Here is a 16,973-nt window from a genome sequence, read left to right as displayed (position 1 = left end):
CGGGAGACCGCGTTCGGCACCGCCAAGCTGATGCCCGACCTGGACTGCCCGGGCGGCTGGCTGCTGACCCTGGACGGCACTCCGCAGTCCTACGTGGACCTGCGCGACCCGACCCGCCTGGAGTTCGAGTACACCCAGCGGCTCGGCCACCTGACGGACGCCCTGGCGCCCGAGGGCGCGCCGCTGGACGCGCTGCACCTCGGCGGCGGCGCGCTCACCCTGCCGCGCTACCTCGCCGCCACCCGGCCCGGCTCGCGGCAGCGGGTCGTCGAGGCCGACGGCCCGCTGGTCGAGCTGGTCGCCGAGGTGCTGCCGTGGGCGGGCCGGGGCATCACGGTGACGGTCGGTGACGCCCGGGCGGCGCTCGGCGGCCTGCCACCCGGCTCGGTGGACCTGCTGGTGGCCGACGTCTTCCAGGGCTCGCGCACCCCCGCGCACCTGACCTCGGTGGAGTTCGTCGGGCTGGCCGCGGCGCTGCTGCGCCCGGACGGCTGCTACGCGGCCAACCTCGCGGACGGCGCGCCGCTGGAGTTCGCCCGGGCCCAGGCGGCCACCGTCCGGGCGGTGTTCCCGGAGACCTGCCTCGTGGCCGAGCCCTCGGTGCTGCGCGGACGGCGGTACGGCAACCTGCTGCTGATCGGCTCGCGCCGGCCGCTGCCGGTGGCGGCCCTGGCCCGTCGGCTGGCCGGGGACCCGTTCCCGGCCCGGTTGGTCGCGGGGGAGGAACTGGCCGAGCTGGCGGCCGGCGCCCAGCCGGTGACCGACGCGGCGGCCCGGCCCTCCCCGCCGCCCCCGGCCGGCGCCTTCAGCATCGGCTGAACGCCGCCCGAGTGCCAGAACGCCGGAAGGCGGATCGCGAGGGGACGAGCGAGTGACGACGTGGGTGCCGCGGATCCCCTCGCGCGGGTCCACCGGCGTCGCGGTCCGCGGAACCTAAAGCAGGGGTAAAACGTCCTCCCTGGAGGCGGCGGGTTAGGCTCGGATGTTCCGGTGCGCGGAACCGCGTTTCCCGACCGTCCGCTTCCCGACCGCCCCGCTCCCTGATCGACACCTGCCTGGAGGTACCGGCCTTGCACATCGACGCGTGGATCCAGAGCGTTCCTCCGGGGGCGGTGTACCTGCTGGTCGGTCTGATCATCGGGGTGGAGAGCCTGGGGATCCCGCTGCCGGGCGAGATAGCCCTCGTCACGGCCGGGTTGATGGCCTCCAAGGGCACCATCAACCCGTTCCTGGTGGCGGTCTGCGCGGTGGCCGGCGCGATCATCGGCGACTCGATCGGTTACGCGATCGGGCACAAGGGCGGCCGGCCGCTCTTCGAGAAGCTGGGCCGGAAGTTCCCGCGCCACTTCGGGCCCGACCACCTGGCCACCGCCGAGCGCTCGTTCCAGCGCTGGGGCATGTGGGCGGTCTTCTTCGGCCGTTTCGTCGCGCTGCTGCGGATCTTCGCCGGGCCGCTGGCCGGGGCGCTGCGGATGCCGTACTGGAAGTTCCTGATCGCCAACGTGCTGGGTGGGGTGATCTGGGCGGGCGGTACCACCGTCGCCGTCTACTACGTGGGCAAGGTGGTGGAGAAGTACCTGCAGAGCTTCTCGTACGTCGCGCTGGTGCTCGCGGTGCTGGCGGGGCTGGGCTCGGCGGTGGTGGTCAAGCGGCGGGCCGCCCGGGCCCAGGCGGCGGACCGGGCGCAGGAGCCCGCCCCGGTGCCGGCCGGCGAGTGACGACGGGCCGCTGACCGGCCGTCATGTGCCTGCCGGGACACCCCGTAGGATGCGGCCCAGCGTACGGACCGAACGGCGGAGGCACTGATGGATCAGCAGCAGCGATGGACCGCGGTGGACGAGTACCTCAACGACGCCCTGGTCGGGGAGGACGCCGTGCTCCGGGCGGCGCACGAGGCGAGCGCGGCGGCCGGCCTGCCGGAGATCGCGGTCGCGCCGAACCAGGGCAAGTTGCTCCATCTGATCGCCCTGACCATGGGCGCGCGCCGGATCCTGGAGGTCGGCACGCTCGGCGGCTACAGCGCGATCTGGCTGGGCCGGGCGCTGCCGGAGGACGGCCGGCTGATCTCGCTGGAGCTCGACCCGGCGCACGCCGCGGTCGCCCGGGCCAACCTGCACGAGGCGGGGCTGGAGAAGGTCGCCGAGGTGCGCACCGGCCGCGCGGCGGACAGCCTGGCGGAGCTGATCGACGACGCCGAGAAGCCGTTCGACCTGATCTTCATCGACGCCGACAAGGCGGGCTACCCCGAGTACTTCACCCTCGCGCTGGAGCTCACCCGTCCCGGCTCGGTGATCATCGCGGACAACGTGGTGCGCCGGGGCAGGGTGGTCGACGCGGACGACACCGACCCGAACGTGGTGGGCGTCCGCCGGATGCACGAGCTGATCGCCGCCGAGCCGCGGGTCACGGCGACCGCGGTCCAGACCGTCGGCGTCAAGGGGCACGACGGTTTCACGCTGATCCGCGTGCTGGGCTGACCACGGACGGGAGCTGAGGAGCGGATGCGGATCGGACTGCTCGGGACCGGCCCCTGGGCCGGCCGGGTGCACGCGCCAGTGCTGGCGGCGCACCCCGGCGTGGAGTTCGCCGGGGTGTGGGGTCGCCGCCCCGAGGCGGCCGGCGCGCTGGCTGCGGCGCACGGGGTGACCGCGTACCAGGACGTCGACGCCCTGCTCGACGCGGTGGACGCGGTCACGGTGGCACTGCCGCCCAGCGTCCAGCCCGAGCTCGCGGTGCGGGCCGCCCGAGCCGGCCGCCACCTGCTGCTCGACAAGCCGCTGGCGACCGACGTCGAGCGGGCCGCTGCCGTGGTGGCGGCCGCCGACCGGGCCGGGGTGCGCAGCCAGGTCTTCTTCACGCTCCGCTTCGACCGGGAGCAGGCGGCCTGGACGGCGGCGCAGGCCGCGGCGGGTGACTGGTTCACCGGCCGGGTGGAGTGGCTGGCCGCCGTCTTCACCACGGACAGCCCGTACGCGGCCTCGCCCTGGCGCCGGGAGAAGGGGCCGCTGTGGGACATCGGCCCGCACGCGCTCTCCGTGCTGCTGCCCACGCTGGGCGAGGTCGAACAGGTCACCGTGGTGGCCGGCGCCGCCGACACCGTGCACCTGGTGCTGCGGCACGTCGGCGGTGCTTCGAGCACCGCGGACCTCGGCCTGTCGGCGCCGCCGCCGGCCGCCGGTCGGTCCGTCGAACTGCGCGGCCCGGCCGGGGTGGCCGTGCTACCGGACTCCACCGCCGGGCCGGGCGCGGCGTTCCACCGCGCGGTGGACGCCCTGCTCTCCGGCGAGCCGCACGACTGCGACGCGGCCTTCGGGCTGCGGGTGGTGCGGATCCTGGCCGCCGCCGAGGAGGCACTCGCCACCGGGCGGACGGTCCGGCTCCTGCCCTAGGACTTGTCTGACCATTCCCGCCGGGCGCGCGAATGGTCAGACAAGCCTTGGGGCGACCGGGGCCGTCACCGGGGCGCGGTGAGTGCGGCCGTCAGCGCGGCCAGCCGGGACCGGGCGGCCGGGTCGTAGGCCTGCTCGTGCGCCCGGGCCTCGGTGAACCGGTCGAAGTAGCGCCCGGAGACGCTCGCCAGCGCCGGGTCGGTGACCAGCCGGGCCGTCGGGCGGACACCCTCCGCGATGTCGACCGCCGGCACCAGGCCGGCCTCCCGCACCGCGCGGGTGTCCATCAGGTGAGCGGGGTGCACCGCGTTGACGGTGACCGCCGGGGCGTCCGGCGTCCGGTCCAGCGCGGCGGCCAGGTCGAAGGTGGACATGATCATCGCGAGCTTGCTGCGGCAGTAGGCCTCCAGGCCGTCGTAGCCGCGTTCGAACATCACGTCGTCGAGATCGATCGGGGCCTGGCCCATCGACGCCACGTTGACCACCCGGGCCGGGGTCGCGGGCCCGGTCGAGGCGGCGAGCAGCGGCAACAGCGCCCGGGTCAGCGCGTGGGGCGCGAGGTGGTTCACCGCGAGCCGCAACTCGTGGCCCTGAGCGCTCAGTTCCCGCTCCTCGGGATGCCGGCCCGCGCCGATCGCGGCGTTGTTGACCAGGACGTCGAGGCGCGGTTCCCGGGCGAGGACCTGCTGTGCCAGGGCGTGCACCTGGTCGAGGTCGGCGAGGTCGGCCAGGTACGTCCGGACGGACGCGGTGGCCCCGGTGCCGCCATCGGCCGGCCCGGTGGCCCGCGCCGCGCGGACGGCCGACACGGTCTCGGCCAGTCGGTCGGCGTCCCGGCCGTGCAGCAGCAGACCCGCGCCGCTTCGGGCCAGCTCCAGGGCGAGCTGCCGGCCGAGGCCCTGGGTCGCGCCGGTGATCAGAATGGTCTGCGTGATCTTCATGCCTTGATGTATATCAAGGCCTTGATACATGTTCAACGCTTGATGTGCTCGATACACTCCCCGACATGGAGATGCCCGCGGAGGACAGGCTCGGCCTGGACATCAAGAGAGCCGAGCAGGCCGTGATCGGGGCGAAGACGGCCGCGCTGCGCGGTTCGGGGCTGAGCGTCCCGCAGTACGCCGCGCTCGCCGTGCTGGCCGAACAGCCGGGAATCTCCGGCGCCGCGCTGGCCCGCGCCTGCCTGGTCACCCCGCAGGCGATGGCCGCCCTGTTGAAGAACCTCCAGGAGATCGGCCTGATCGAGCGCACGCCCCACCCGTGGCACCAGAAGATGCTGGAGACCCGGCTCACCCCGGCCGGCCGCGAGGCCGTCCGGATCGCCGACGCGGCCGCGGTCCGTCTGGAGCGCCGACTGGCGGCGGCCTTCACGCCCGCCGAACGCGACTCCTTGCGCGCCCTGCTGGCGCGCTGCGTCGAGGCCGTCCAGGAGGGCTGGGCGGGGCCGGTCGGACCGTGACCCGGGCCGGCCGCACCTCGGTCGGCCGGCAGCCGCCGCTCGGCATCCGGGGCGCCCTTGGTCGGCAAGTGGCTCGACGGCATCTCCTTCGGGGCGGTGGCTCCTCGGTCGGGTGGTGAGCGCCGGGTGGTGACCGAAGTCGCCCCCTGGACGACGACGCCGCCCCGCCGGGGCCGGCACTCCTCGGCGAAGTCCACTGGAATGTGACGCGCCACCAGGCGACTTGTCGTGACCTCGCTCACAGTGCGTGCTCACGGTCCGTCAAGAACCCCTGGTCAGTGGCGTCTTCCGTCCCGCGTGGCCGAATTCGTCAGTAAGCCGTCATTGCGGCCGTTCCCGTGTCGAATACAGGCTGTCACCGTGCAGCAGCGACGCGTTGTGGTGGTGGTCTATCCCGGGGCACAGGCCCTGGACATCTCGGGGCCGGTCGAGGTGTTCGACACGGTCAACCGGCGGCTCACCGACCCGGCGGGCGGGTACCGGATCCAGTTCGTCTCGGCGGCCGCACCCCTGGTGCGGACCTGCGCCGGCATGGAGATCGGGGCCGAGCCGCTGGCCGCGGCGGACGGCCCGATCGACACCCTGATCGTGCCCGGCGGCTGGAGCCTGCCCGAGGCGCTGGCGGATCGGGCGCTGGTCGGCTGGATCCGCGCCGCGGCCGGCCGGTCCCGGCGGGTGGCGTCCGTCTGCGGTGGGGCGTTCCTGCTGGCCGAGGCCGGGCTGCTGGACGGCCGCCGGGCCACCACGCACTGGGCGTACTGCGCCGAGATGGCCGAGCGCTACCCGGCGGTGGCGGTCGACCCCGAGCCGATCTTCGTCTGGGACGGGCGGTTCGTGACCTCGGCCGGCGTGTCCACCGGGATCGACATGGCGCTCGCCCTGGTGGAGGCCGACCACGGCGCCGCCCTCGCGCTGGAGACCGCCCGGTTCCTGGTGCTGTTCTTCAAGCGGAACGGCGGACAGTCGCAGTTCAGCACCGTGCTGGAGGCTCAGCTGGCCGACCGCGCGCCGATCCGGGCGGCCCAGGAGTGGATCCTGGAGCACCTCGAACAGCCGCTGCCGGTACCGGAGATCGCCGAGCGCGCCAACATGAGCGTGCGCCACTTCGCCCGGGTGTTCCGGCGCGAGGTGGGCATGCCCCCGGGCCAGTACGTCGAGCAGATGCGGATCGCCCGGGCCCGCAAGCTGCTGGAGACCACCGATCTGCCGGTCGGTCAGATCGCCCGGCACAGCGGGTTCCCCACTCAGGAGACCTTCTTCCGCTCCTTCGGGCGGGCGCTGGAGCTGACCCCGGGCGAGTACCGCCACCGTTTCCAGACCATCGCGCCGGCCGGGCTGCTGGTGCGCCCCGAACCGGCGGAGAGGAGTTCGACATGACCGCCGAACCGGCGAGCACGACCCCGGTCCGGGTGCGGCTGGTCGACCAGCTGGCCGCGGAGCTGGCCCGCAACGGCGTCCGGCACGTCTTCGGCGTCGGTGGCGCCAACATCGAGGATCTGTTCGACGCGCTGCACGTGCCCGGCGGCCCGATCCGCGTGGTGGTGGCGAAGCACGAGTTCTCCGCCGCCACGATGGCCGACGGCCAGGCCCGGGTGACCGGGCGGCTCGGCGTGGTCGCGGCCACCTCGGGCGGCGGCGCGGTGAACCTGCTGCCGGGGCTGGCCGAGTCGTACGCCTCCCGGGTGCCGGTGCTGGCCCTGGTCGGGCAGCCGCCCACCACGGGGGAGGGGCGTGGCGCGTTCCAGGACTCCAGCGGCCGGGCGGGCTCGCTCGACGCGCGCCGGCTCTTCGCGTCGGTGAGCCGGTTCTGCGCCCGGGTGGACCAGCCGGACGCGCTCGCCGAGTTGCTGCCGCGGGCGATCGCGGCGGCCCGCGGCCGGGTCCCGGGGCCCGCGGTGCTGCTGCTGCCCAAGGACGTGCAGCAGGCCCTGGTCGAGCCGCGGGCCCTGGCACCGGCGACGGTACCGGCCGACCCGGCGGATCCCGTCACCCGTGACCGGGCGGCTCGGCTGCTCCGCGCCGCCCGCCGGGTGCTGGTCATCGCGGGGGAGGGGGTGGCCGCCGCCGACGCCCGGGCCGAGCTGGCCGAGCTGGCCGGTCGGCTCGGTGCCTGGGTGGCGGTCTCCCCGGACGCCAAGGACGTGTTCGACAACGCCGACGCCCGGTTCGCCGGGGTGGCCGGGGTGATGGGCCACCAGAACGTGGCGGACTGCCTGCGGCGGGCCGACGCCTGCCTGCTGGTCGGTACCCGGCTGCCGGACCTGGCGCGGGCCGGCCTGGACCGGGCGCTGGCCGGTACTCCGGTGGTCTGCGTCGACCCCGAGCCGCCGTTCGTGCCCGGGATCGCGCTGCGCGACGGGATCCGGACCACCCTGCGAGAGCTGGCCGATCTGCTGACGCCCGGCGCGCGGCCGGCCCCCGCGCACGCCGGTCCGGCACCGCTCTGCGCACCCCCACAGCCGGCCCTGCGCGCCGCCGAGCCCGCCACCACCCACGCCGGCTCGTACGCCGGGGCGCTGGCCGCCGTCGAAGGCGCGCTCCCCGCCGACGCGCACGTCTTCGTCGACGCCGGCAACGCCGGGGCCGCCGCGATCCACCTGTTGCCCGCCCCACGGCACGGCCGCTTCGTGGTGGCCGTCGGGATGGGCGGCATGGGTTACACCTTCGGGGCCGGCATCGGCGCCGCGCTCGCCACCGGCCGGCGCACGTACGTGATCGCCGGGGACGGCTCGTTCTTCATGCACGGCATGGAGGTGCACACCGCGGTCGAGCAGGCGGCGCCGGTCACCTTCGTGATCCTCAACAACAACGCCCACGCGATGTGCGCCAGCCGGGAGCGGCTCTACCTCGGCGGTGTGCACCCCGGCAGCCTGTTCCGCCCGGCGGACCTGGCGGCCGGCGTGGCCGGTCTCTTCCCGGGCCTGGCCGCCACCCGGGCCGCCACCCCGGCGCAGCTGCGCCGGGCACTGCTGGACGGCAACGGGGGCGGCGGCCCGGCGTTCGTCACGTTCGACCTCGACCCGGCCGAGACCCCGCCGTTCCTGCCGTTCCTGGCGCTACCCGACACCGCGTCCGTACCGAACACCCCGTCCGTACCGAACACCCCGTCCATAGCGATCACCGCCGGCGCCGAGCCGGCCGAGCACGAGGAGACCGCCGATGACCGCGGACCCGTCCACGTCGGCTGAGTTGGCCGACATCCCCGGCCTGACCCGGGTGGAGACCACCGACCAGGAGCGGCTGCTGGCCCGCTGCGCCGAGCTGACCCGGGCGGACTACCCGCACGACCAGGTCTACGGCCGGTACTGCACGATCCAGGAGTACATCGACTGCCCGCCCGAGCAGGTGTACGAGTACCTGCGGCAGGGCCACCACCTGGAGGAGTGGACCTTCAGCCTGCGCGACTTCGCCCCCACCGACACCCCCGGCCTGTGGGCCGGCGACGACCGGCTGGCGGCCGACACCCGGATCTACTGCCGGGTCGAGTCGAATGCCGAGGCCGGTACGGTGGACTTCCACTGCGCCTGGGACCAGGGCGAGCAGCTCTGGATGATCTACCTGATGCGGGTGGTACCGGCCCGGCTGGTCCTGGACCGGCCCGGCTCGGTGGTCACCTGGACCAACTGCCGGCACCCCCACTACGACCGCAACCCGCACCCCGAGCTGGCTCCGGACCCGCGGCGACCGTGGGTCGGCGACTACTGGGACCTCTTCTACGCCGGCCACACCGTGGAGATGGCCAACCTCAAGGCGATCCTGGAACACCGCCACCGCAACGGCCTGCCGATCAGCAGCACCCCGCGCCCGGCGGTGGCGCGGTGACCACGGTCAGCCTGACCGACGTCTCCGGCTACCTGCCCGGCGAGCCGGTCCCCGCCGAGTTCTACACCGCGTACCCCGGCGCGGAGGACAAGCTCCGGGACAGCCCGATGTTCCGGGTCCCGCCGCTGCGCCACCACGTCGCCCCCGGCGAGACCAACGTCGACCTGATCGAGCGCGCGACGCGGCCGCTGATCGAGCGGCACGGCGCGGCGGAGATCCGCTCGGTGGACGTCCTGCTGGTGCACAGCCAGCTGCCGGACATCCCGTTCGTCGGCGCCGGCACCGAGGTGGCGCGCCGGCTGGGGCTCAAGCCGCGCTGGCTGATCGACGTGGCCAACGCGGGCTGCGCCTCCTTCGTGCACATGCTCCAACTGGCCCGGCAGCTCCTCACCGGCACCGACGCCCGGACCGCGCTGATCTGCAACGCCCAGACCACGGCCGGACAGCTGTTCACCCAGTCCGAGGTGCGCGGGCTGGCCCAGGCCGCGATCCCCGGAGACGGCTGCGGGGTGGGCTATCTGACCACCTCCGCCGCCGCCCCCGTACTGGACGTGGTGGCCCGGCACCTGGGCGACCACGCCGGGGAGATGACCGCGGTGCTGGACGACGGCCGCCGCTACTGGGAGCCCGGCGCGTCCCAGCTGCGGATCGGGTTCACCGAGTCCGGCGTCGCCGAGGTGCTGGCCCGCGGCAACCGGCTGGTGCCGGAGGTGGTCACCGAGCTGTGCGAAGGGCTCGGCGTCGGCACCGAGGAGATCGACCTGCTGGTGACCAACCAGCCCAACCGCACCTTCCTGACCAACTGGCGGGAGGCGCTGGGGCTGCCGCCGGAACGGCACGCCGACACCTTCGACCTCTGCGGCAACCTGTTCGGCGCGGGGATCCCGGTGACCCTGGACCAGGCGGTCCGTGCCGGGCGGGTCCGGGACGGCGACCTGGTGGTGCTGGGCGGCTTCGCCCACGCGGGCGACTACGCGGGCGCCGCCGCGATCCGCTGGAACGCGGGCGGCACCGCCGCGGCCTGATCGGCCGGGGCGGTGCCGTGGCCGGCGGCCGGTCAGTGCGGGTGCGGGTGCGGCCGGACGCCGGCGGTCGTGGCCAGCACGGTGAGCGCGATCGCCTCGGCCGGCAGCACGCTCCAGGGGGAGCGCGCCGCTGGTGGCCGGCAGGCAGGTCGCCGGGACGGGTCAGCAGGGTCGGGAGCGTGGCGGCCAGGGCGATCCGCCGGCGGACGGGTTGCCTCATGAGAACTCCGAGCGGTGACGGTGGTCAGGCTCCGGTGCCGCGGGCCCGATCCAGGTAGTCGGCGAGTTCCCGCCACTCGTCGGCGGGGGCCGCGGGGTCGCCGGACATCGCCGCCGGGTCCGCCCGCCAGGCGGCCCGGACGCCGGCCGAGACGGCCGCGTCGCCGCCGGTGAACAGGACGGTCAGCTCGTCCATCCGGGCCGCCAGCCGGCGGACCCGGGGGTCGGTGGGCGGCGCCCCGTCGGTCCGCAGCCGCTCGGCCCGCCGGTACAGCTCGGGCCACTCGACCTCCAGCAGGTAGTACGCCGTCGGCCCGAGCGCGGCGCCGCGGGTCTCCAGCAGTTGCAGCTGCTCGGGATCGAGGTGCACGCGCAGGGTCTCGCCGCCCTCCGCTCCGGTGCGGCCGAGCGCACGCAGCGCGTCGAGCAGGGTGCCGGTGGTCGGCTCCCGGCCGGCCGTCAGGTCGTCGTCGAGCCGCCGCAGGCGCCGGCGCAGCAGGTCGAGTCCGGCGAGTGCGCTCTCCACCCGGGCCAGGTGGTCCTGGACCAGCCGGGCCGGGTCGAGGCCGCCGTCCAGGCAGGTGGCGATGGATTCCAGGCTCAGGCCCAGGGCGCGCAGCGCGAGGATCTGGTAGAGCCGGACCAGGTCGGGCTCGGTGTACTCGCGGTGCCCGCCGGCGGTGCGCTGGGACGGGCTGAGCAGTCCGATGCCGTCCCAGTGGTGCAGGGTGCGTACGGTCAGGCCGCTGGCCTCGGCGAGCGGGCCGACTTTCCAGGTGGTCGTGGAGGTCATGCCGTTACTCTGCGACCTCACGCCGCGTGAGGTGCAAGCCCCGAGCGCTCAGGCCGTGCCCGGCGGGGTGCCCGGGCGGCGGTCGGCGGGCCGGCGCGGCGGGATCGGGGTGGACAGGAAGTCCCGCGGCCCGGTCCACAGGGACGGTACGGCGTCGCAGCGGCGGCAGAGCTCGTACGCGATGGCCTCGTAGTTCACCCGCCAGCCCTGGAAGTGCGGCCAGGCCAGCACGCTGGGCCGCTCGGTCTCGAAGCCGCTCGCGACGATCATCGAGACCGCCGCGTCGAACTCCGGGTAGCTGAGTCGCAGTGGGTTGTTCGGCTCCGGGTCGGGGTCGTAGTCGATCCGGACCACCCGGGCGATGTCGCGCAGCGCGGTGAACCCGGCGCGCAGCACCAGCCGGGCCTCCGGCGGCGCGGTCCGCGGGTTGACGGACAGTTGGATCGCCGCCGCGTCCATCACCGCGACCAGACCGACGATCCAGCTGCGGTAAGGCTGCGGCGAGCGGAAGGAGAGCAGCACCGGGTAGTTGGAGTGGCTCTCACCCAGTTCGGCGGCCAGTCGCTCCCAGTCCTGGTAGAGCTGCGGCAGCGCGGTCTCGGTGTCCACCAGCGACTGCCGGGCCAACAGTTCGGGACCCCACGCGGGTTCGCCGGCGCGCGACTGCAGCAGTGTCACCTCGACCTCGCGCCGGTTGTAACTCCCGTAGAGGGTCGGCAGATAGGCGATCTGCAGGGCGATCACCAGCGGCCCGCTGGCGGCGGCGAGGAAGTCGACGGTCTCCAGTTGCAGTCGGGCGCCGCTGGCGAAGCCGAGGGTGAAGAGGCTGGAGCCGGCCTCCCGGACCGCGACGCCCCAGGAGAGCCGCGAGGTGCCGTACAGCAGCAGGGTGAAGCCGGCCAGGAACGCGCAGAGCCAGCAGAACAGCATGCCGAGCAGCATCAGCGGCGCCAACCAGGCCTGCGCGCGGTCGTGTGCCCGGTAGCTGCCGAACGGCACCGTGAACAGCCGGAGCATGACGCGCAGGGTCCGCCAGAGCCGGGTGACCAGCATCGAGTGGAGCCCGCGTGGCACCACCAGGGTGCGCAGGATGCTGCCGATGGTCAGAACGAGCAGCAGGACGCCGGCCAGCGCGGGGATCAGCCTCATGGCCGCCATTGTCGATCATCGGACCGCCGGGCCGCGCGCCCGTCCCCCCGAGGCGGTCAGGTGGCGGGTGCCGGGAACTCCTCGCGCACCTCCCGTGGCCCGAACGGCCAGGTCCGCTCCCGGCGCGCCCAGACCAGGAACGCCGCGGTGCCGAGCGCGACCCAGGCGAGCGACCACTCGATCGGGTGGAATCCGGGCGAGTTCCGGTCCGCGTAGCCGTACACCACCAGCCAGCCGACCGCCGCCACGATGCTCGGCGCCGGGTAGAGCCACATCCGGTACGGCCGGGCGAGCCCGGGCCGGCGCCGGCGCAGCACGGTCACCGCGAGGATCTGGGCGAACGCCTGGACCAGCACCATCACCGTGGTGAGCAGGTCGATCAGGACGGTCAGCGGCGGGTGCTGGGCGCCGTCGGCGAGGTGCCGGCTGAGGTAGAAGCCGGCCGCGGTGACCACGCTCATGGTGAGCAGCCCGAGCACCGGGAACCCGTGCCGCTCGTGCAGCCGTCCGTAGGCGCGGAAGAACACCCCGTCCCGCGCGGCGTCGTACGGCACCCGGGAGCCGCCGAGCAGCCCGGTGAGCACCGAGGCGAAGGCGGTGACCAGGATCAGCACGGTGACCACGTCGGCGGCGCTGCGGCCCCAGGTGCGCTCCAGCACCGCGGAGGCCACCGACTGCGAGGCGACCGAGTTCGGGTCGAGCATCTCCCGCCAGTCGACCACCCCCAGCACGCCGACCTGCAGCAGCAGGTAGCAGGCCATGATGCCGGTGATCGAGTAGAGCACCGCGCGCGGCAGCACCCGGCCGGGGTCCTTCAGCTCGGCGCCCAGGTAGGCCGCGGTGTTGTAGCCGAGGTAGTCGTAGATCCCGATGGTCAGGCCGGCGGCGAAGCCGAGCCAGAACTGACCGTGGGTCAGCGCGATCGCGTGCGCGGGCCAGTCGAAGGCCCGGGACGGGCTGAAGTGGGTGTAGGAGGCCAGCACCACCGCCGCCACCGCGGCGATCATCACGCCCCACGTCACCGTGGTGAGCCGCGCGATGCCGTCCACCCGGCGCCAGAGCAGCACGGTCACCAGCGCGACCAGCGCCAGTCCGACCAGGTCCCCCTGGCCGGTCGTCATGTGCGGCCAGAGGAAGCCGAGGTACTGGACGAAGCCGACCACGCCGGTGGACATGATCAGCGGGATGAAGAGCATCGCGGTCCAGACGAAGAGGAACGGCATCAGCCGCCCGCTGCGGTACTGGAACGCCTCCCGCAGGTAGGCGTAGCTGCCGCCGGCGCCGGGCAGCGAGGCGCCCAGCTCGGCCCAGACCAGGCCGTCGACGAGGGCGAGCACGGCGCCGGCGATCCAGCCGAGCACCGCCTGCGGGCCGCCGAACGCGGCCACCATCAGGGGGATGGTGACGAACGGTCCGATGCCGCACATCTGGCTCATGTTGATCGCGGTGGCCTGGAAGAGGCCGATTCTTCGGGTGAAGCCGGGGGACGACACGGGGACCTCCGGGCGTGGGGGAGGAGTGCTCGGGGGATTAAGTTAAATAACCTAACTTGATGCGTCAAGAGCCCCGCGGCAGGGGAGAACGGCCCAGGGGCGGCCACCGGAGCCGGTCCTCGCCACGGTCGCATAGGGTGACCGGAAACGATCACGCGGAGAAGCGCGAAGGCGCGGAGGCGACGATGAGCTCCCACCCGGTCCCCGGCCAGGCCAGGGAGGCGGCGGCACCGGCCCCCGCCGGACAGGCGTGGAACCGCCAGCGCCTGCGCAGCAACAACGAGTGGCTGCTGCTGGAGCGGCTGCGCACGGCCGGACCCGCCTCGCGAGCCCAGCTCGCCCGGGACACCGGCCTCTCCAAGCCCACCGTCTCCAGCGCGCTGGCCAACCTGGAACAGGCCGGGCTGGCCCGGGAGGCCGGACTGCTGGCGCCCGAGCGCGGGCGGATCGCCGTGCTGTACGAGGCGGACCCGACCGCCGGCCACGTGCTGGGCATCGACATCGGGCGGGCCTGGCTGCGGATCGCCGTCGCGGACCTGGCCGGGGAGATCGTCGCCCGCCGGGACGTGCCCAACCGGGGCCGGACCGCCGACGCGGTGGCCGACGCGGTGGTCGCGGCGGCGCTGGCGGCCATCGACGAGGCGGGGCTCCGGCCGGCCGACGTGGTGCACGCGGCGATCGGCACGCCGGGGGTCTGGGACGAGCCCGAGCAGCGGGTCCGGTACGCGGCGAACCTGCCCGGGTGGGGGCGCCGGGGGTTGTTCGACCGGCTGCGGGCCGGGCTCGGCACGGCGATCAGCGTGCACAACGACGCCAACCTGGCGGCGCTCGGCGAGTACGCCCGCGGGGCCGGGGTGGGCAGCCGGCTCTTCGTCTACCTGCTGATCGGTACCGGGCTGGGCATGGGTGTGGTCGCCGGCGGCCGACTGCAGCAGGGCGCGCACGGTGCGGCGGGCGAGATCGGCTTCCTGCCGCTGCCCGGGGTGGCGCTCGCCGAGGCCGTCGCGGGCGGGGACGCGACCGGCGGGGACCGGCGGGGGATGTTGGAGTCCGCCGCCTCCGCCGAGTCGGTGGTCCGCGCGGCCGAGCGGCTGGGGCTGCGCGGGGCGGCCACCGCCAAGGAGGTCTTCGACGCGGCCCGGGCCGGCGACCCGGCGGCGCTCGGCGCGGTCGAGCGGGAGGCCGAGCAGCTCGCCTACGCGGTGGCCGTGGTCTCCTCGGTGCTCGACCCCGACCTGGTGGTGCTGGGTGGCGGCGTCGGGCACAGCGCCGACCTGCTGCTCGGCCCGGTCGAGCGCGCCCTGCACGCCCTCACCCCGCTGCGCCCCCGGCTCGCGCCGAGCCTGCTGGGCGAGGAGGCGGTGCTGATCGGCGCGCTGGCCACCGCCCTGCGGACGGCCCGCCCGGAGGTCTTCGCCCGCCGCTCCGGCGCGGCCGAGGGGTAGGGCCTGTCCGACTGTTCCCGCCGGACGCGAATGGTCGGACCGGCCCCAGCGGTCAGCCGGCGGCTGACCGGGCTCAGCCGATGGAGGCGAGCCGTGGGGCGATCCGTTCGGCGACCTGCTCGGTGAAGGCGACCGGATCACCGACCGGCGTGAACTGGAACTCGCTGATGCCGAGCCGGGCGAGCGCCTCGGCGTCGGCGAGGAAGCCGTCGACGTCGTCCAGGACGGTCCGGCCGGCCAGCATGGTCTTCTCGATGCCGTCGTAGTCCCGACCCACGTCGGCGCAGTGCGCGCGCAGCACGTCGAGCTTGTGCGCCGCCTCCTCGACGCTGCCCGCGAAGAGGTTGCAGGCGTCCGCGTACCGCGCGACCAGCAGCAGGGTCTTCTTCTCGCCGCTGCCGCCGATCAGGATCGGCGGGTGCGGCCGGGTCAGCGGCGCGGGCACGCACAGGGTCTCGGCGAGCTGGTAGTGCCGCCCCTGGTACGGGCCGTTGTCCTCGCTCCACATCTGCCGGCAGATCTGCAGCGCCTCCTCCAGGCGCTCGAACCGCTCGCCCATCGGGACCAGTGGCACGCCGAGCGCGAGCTGTTCCCGTTCGTACCAGGAGGCGCCGATGCCGAGCCGGGCCCGGCCGCCGGAGAGCACGTCCAGGGTGGCGACGATCTTCGCCAGCAGGCCGGGGTGGCGGTACATCACGCCGGTGACCAGCAGGCCGAGGGCCATTCGCTCGGTCAGCGCGGCGACGTACCCGAGCGTGGTGTAGCCCTCCAGCATGGGTTCCTCGGCGGCGCTCCCGAAGTGCTCCATCTGGAAGTAGTGGTCCATCAGGGTGAACGACGAGAACCCCGCCTGCTCGGCGGTCCGTGCGGTCCGGGCCAGTGTCGGTGCGATCAGCGCCGGATCGGCCGGGGTCGAGAAGTTCCAGTAGTGCAGGCCGAGCTTCATGTCCGTACCTCCAGCCGGAGCGGGCGGTTGGGGCCGCTCGCTCCAGGATAGGTGGGTTGGTCGGGGCCGCCCGCCGGCCGGTGGGTCAGGTCGGCTGCTGGGAGAGCTGGCTGAACCGTTCCAGGCTCTGCTGGTAGGCGACCGGGGTGACGTGCATCGGGCCCGCGTACGGGTGGGTCATGTGCAGTACCAGGTAGACGCCGAAGCCGACCACCGCGCCGACCAGGCCGAGCGCGACGGCCTCCCGGTGGCGGAAGGTGAGGCCGGCGATCGGGGCGTAGAGCAGCACCAGCAGGCCGGTGCCGACCAGGGCGGGGTAGAGCGGCTCGGGCAGCGAGGCGCTGGCGTCGGCGAGCCGGATCTGGCGCTTGGTGTAGATGTCGTCGAGGTCGGACAGCATGGTGGTCCGCTGTGCCGAGTCCGGCAGCGCCTCGACGTGCGCCCGCACCGAGTCCAGGGCGGCCCAGGCGGTGGGGGAGGCGTCCCCGTGGGCCATCGCCTGGAAGTCGGGTCCGATCACGTCCGTCACGTAGCCCCGCAGCAGCGGGCGGGTGGTCGGGTCGGCGTCCGTGTAGGCGGCGTTGAGGGCGCGGGCCTCGTCCCAGGTGTGGCCGCGAGCGGTGTTGAGGTTGGACCAGGAGCCCGCGATCAGGAAGGCCGCGACCAGGGTGAAGGAGGAGAGCGAGGCCGAGCCGAGGAAGCCCAACGCCCCGCCGGAGAAGGACCCTTCGCGGGACCGGGTGGTGCGCCCGAAGGCGGCCAGGATGCCGACGGCCACGGCGGCCCCGAGCAGTACGGCGATGACCAGACCGATGCTCAACGACGTCTCCCTGCAGAGTGGTTGATGAAGTGGGCGGCTGCCGCGAGGACGGCCGGGATGGTGATGGCGACCAGCGTGAAGACGCTCTGCGAGGCGTCCGCCGGGACGGTCAGGCTGTCGTCGGGCGGCCTGGTCGGGACGGCGGTGGTCGCGTGCAGCGTGCTGGGCGGCGGGGGCGGTGGCAGCGCCGGGGTGGAGTGCGGGCGCGGCGCGGCGGGGGTCGGCGCGGGCGGTGGTGGGGGCGGCGCGGGCGCGTGGTGTGGCACCGGCGGCGGGGGTGGCGGGGGCGGCGGGGGCGGTGGTGGCGGTGGGGTGGGCACCGGGGGTGGTGGCGGTGGCGGTGGCGGCGGTGGTGGGGGCGGCGGGGGAGCAGGCGGTTGGGGCGGGGTGGGCGGCTCCGGAGGGATCGGCGG

General features: G+C 74.4%; 17 protein-coding genes. 10 read left to right on the top strand and 7 right to left on the bottom strand.

Features of this window, described 5'->3' with window-relative positions; genetic code table 11:
* Window positions 1-30: 30 nt before the first annotated feature.
* From ACIGXM_RS12585 to ACIGXM_RS12570, 4 genes are all read left to right on the top strand, one after another.
* A complete protein-coding gene (locus tag ACIGXM_RS12585; RefSeq protein ID WP_396559909.1) occupies window positions 31-819 on the top strand; it encodes a spermidine synthase in 789 nt (262 codons plus the stop codon).
* Window positions 820-1,070: 251 nt separating this feature from the next.
* The gene (locus ACIGXM_RS12580) at window positions 1,071-1,718 is read left to right on the top strand and encodes a DedA family protein (protein WP_396559842.1); all 648 of its coding nucleotides are present in this window, start codon (window positions 1,071-1,073) and stop codon (window positions 1,716-1,718) included.
* Between the two features lie 87 nt (window positions 1,719-1,805).
* Window positions 1,806-2,477, top strand: a complete 672-nt coding sequence (locus tag ACIGXM_RS12575) for an O-methyltransferase (RefSeq protein WP_396559840.1) — start codon at window positions 1,806-1,808, stop codon at window positions 2,475-2,477.
* Between the two features lie 24 nt (window positions 2,478-2,501).
* Window positions 2,502-3,389, top strand: coding sequence for a Gfo/Idh/MocA family protein (locus ACIGXM_RS12570; RefSeq protein ID WP_396559838.1), 888 nt, complete (start codon window positions 2,502-2,504; stop codon window positions 3,387-3,389).
* Between the two features lie 65 nt (window positions 3,390-3,454).
* Here ACIGXM_RS12570 and ACIGXM_RS12565 read toward each other — a convergent pair whose 3' ends face one another.
* Window positions 3,455-4,330, bottom strand: coding sequence for an SDR family NAD(P)-dependent oxidoreductase (locus tag ACIGXM_RS12565; RefSeq protein WP_396559836.1), 876 nt, complete (start codon window positions 4,328-4,330; stop codon window positions 3,455-3,457).
* 65 nt (window positions 4,331-4,395) lie between these two features.
* Between ACIGXM_RS12565 and ACIGXM_RS12560 the strand changes: the two genes are divergently transcribed.
* The 5 genes from ACIGXM_RS12560 to ACIGXM_RS12540 all read left to right on the top strand — a co-directional run bounded on the left by ACIGXM_RS12560 (window position 4,396) and on the right by ACIGXM_RS12540 (window position 9,695).
* A complete protein-coding gene (locus tag ACIGXM_RS12560; protein ID WP_396559834.1) occupies window positions 4,396-4,848 on the top strand; it encodes a MarR family winged helix-turn-helix transcriptional regulator in 453 nt (150 codons plus the stop codon).
* Between the two features lie 360 nt (window positions 4,849-5,208).
* On the top strand, window positions 5,209-6,225 hold the full coding sequence (locus ACIGXM_RS12555; RefSeq protein ID WP_396559832.1) for a GlxA family transcriptional regulator: 1,017 nt from the start codon (window positions 5,209-5,211) through the stop codon (window positions 6,223-6,225).
* Window positions 6,222-8,036, top strand: coding sequence for a thiamine pyrophosphate-binding protein (locus tag ACIGXM_RS12550; protein WP_396559830.1), 1,815 nt, complete (start codon window positions 6,222-6,224; stop codon window positions 8,034-8,036). The genes ACIGXM_RS12555 and ACIGXM_RS12550 overlap by 4 nt, the downstream gene beginning before the upstream one ends.
* Window positions 8,008-8,670: an SRPBCC family protein gene (locus ACIGXM_RS12545; RefSeq protein WP_396559828.1), complete on the top strand. Its 663-nt coding sequence runs from the start codon at window positions 8,008-8,010 to the stop codon at window positions 8,668-8,670. Before ACIGXM_RS12550 ends, ACIGXM_RS12545 begins: the two co-directional genes overlap by 29 nt.
* Complete coding sequence (locus ACIGXM_RS12540) at window positions 8,667-9,695, top strand: 3-oxoacyl-ACP synthase III family protein (protein ID WP_396559826.1); 1,029 nt, start codon at window positions 8,667-8,669, stop codon at window positions 9,693-9,695. Before ACIGXM_RS12545 ends, ACIGXM_RS12540 begins: the two co-directional genes overlap by 4 nt.
* A 244-nt stretch (window positions 9,696-9,939) precedes the next feature.
* Here the strand turns inward: ACIGXM_RS12540 and ACIGXM_RS12535 are convergent, their stop codons facing one another.
* Genes ACIGXM_RS12535 through ACIGXM_RS12525 form a run of 3 tightly spaced genes read right to left on the bottom strand, consistent with a single transcriptional unit; the run spans window position 9,940 to window position 13,292 of the window.
* Window positions 9,940-10,707 carry a MerR family transcriptional regulator gene (locus ACIGXM_RS12535; RefSeq protein WP_396559824.1) on the bottom strand — a complete coding sequence of 256 codons (768 nt, stop codon included), beginning with the start codon at window positions 10,705-10,707 and terminating at the stop codon, window positions 9,940-9,942.
* A gap of 48 nt (window positions 10,708-10,755) precedes the next feature.
* On the bottom strand, window positions 10,756-11,856 hold the full coding sequence (locus ACIGXM_RS12530) for a hypothetical protein (RefSeq protein ID WP_396559822.1): 1,101 nt from the start codon (window positions 11,854-11,856) through the stop codon (window positions 10,756-10,758).
* Window positions 11,857-11,912: 56 nt separating this feature from the next.
* Window positions 11,913-13,292: an APC family permease gene (locus ACIGXM_RS12525; protein WP_396559907.1), complete on the bottom strand. Its 1,380-nt coding sequence runs from the start codon at window positions 13,290-13,292 to the stop codon at window positions 11,913-11,915.
* A gap of 242 nt (window positions 13,293-13,534) precedes the next feature.
* Here ACIGXM_RS12525 and ACIGXM_RS12520 point away from each other — a divergent pair, with 242 nt between their 5' ends.
* The gene (locus ACIGXM_RS12520; protein ID WP_396559820.1) at window positions 13,535-14,794 is read left to right on the top strand and encodes an ROK family protein; all 1,260 of its coding nucleotides are present in this window, start codon (window positions 13,535-13,537) and stop codon (window positions 14,792-14,794) included.
* Between the two features lie 73 nt (window positions 14,795-14,867).
* Here the strand turns inward: ACIGXM_RS12520 and ACIGXM_RS12515 are convergent, their stop codons facing one another.
* From ACIGXM_RS12515 to ACIGXM_RS12505, 3 genes are all read right to left on the bottom strand, one after another.
* Window positions 14,868-15,740 carry an LLM class F420-dependent oxidoreductase gene (locus tag ACIGXM_RS12515; protein ID WP_396559818.1) on the bottom strand — a complete coding sequence of 291 codons (873 nt, stop codon included), beginning with the start codon at window positions 15,738-15,740 and terminating at the stop codon, window positions 14,868-14,870.
* A gap of 85 nt (window positions 15,741-15,825) precedes the next feature.
* A complete protein-coding gene (locus ACIGXM_RS12510; protein WP_396559816.1) occupies window positions 15,826-16,560 on the bottom strand; it encodes a hypothetical protein in 735 nt (244 codons plus the stop codon).
* Window positions 16,557-16,826 carry a hypothetical protein gene (locus tag ACIGXM_RS12505; protein WP_396559814.1) on the bottom strand — a complete coding sequence of 90 codons (270 nt, stop codon included), beginning with the start codon at window positions 16,824-16,826 and terminating at the stop codon, window positions 16,557-16,559. The genes ACIGXM_RS12510 and ACIGXM_RS12505 overlap by 4 nt, the downstream gene beginning before the upstream one ends.
* Window positions 16,827-16,973 lie beyond the last annotated feature (147 nt).

Origin of the sequence: Kitasatospora sp. NPDC052896 (assembly GCF_044547075.1) — a bacterium.
In the GTDB taxonomy this organism is placed as follows: domain Bacteria; phylum Actinomycetota; class Actinomycetes; order Streptomycetales; family Streptomycetaceae; genus Kitasatospora.
The sequence above is the reverse complement of the archived record's forward strand: the minus strand, read 5'-3'. Positions and strand labels throughout refer to the sequence as shown.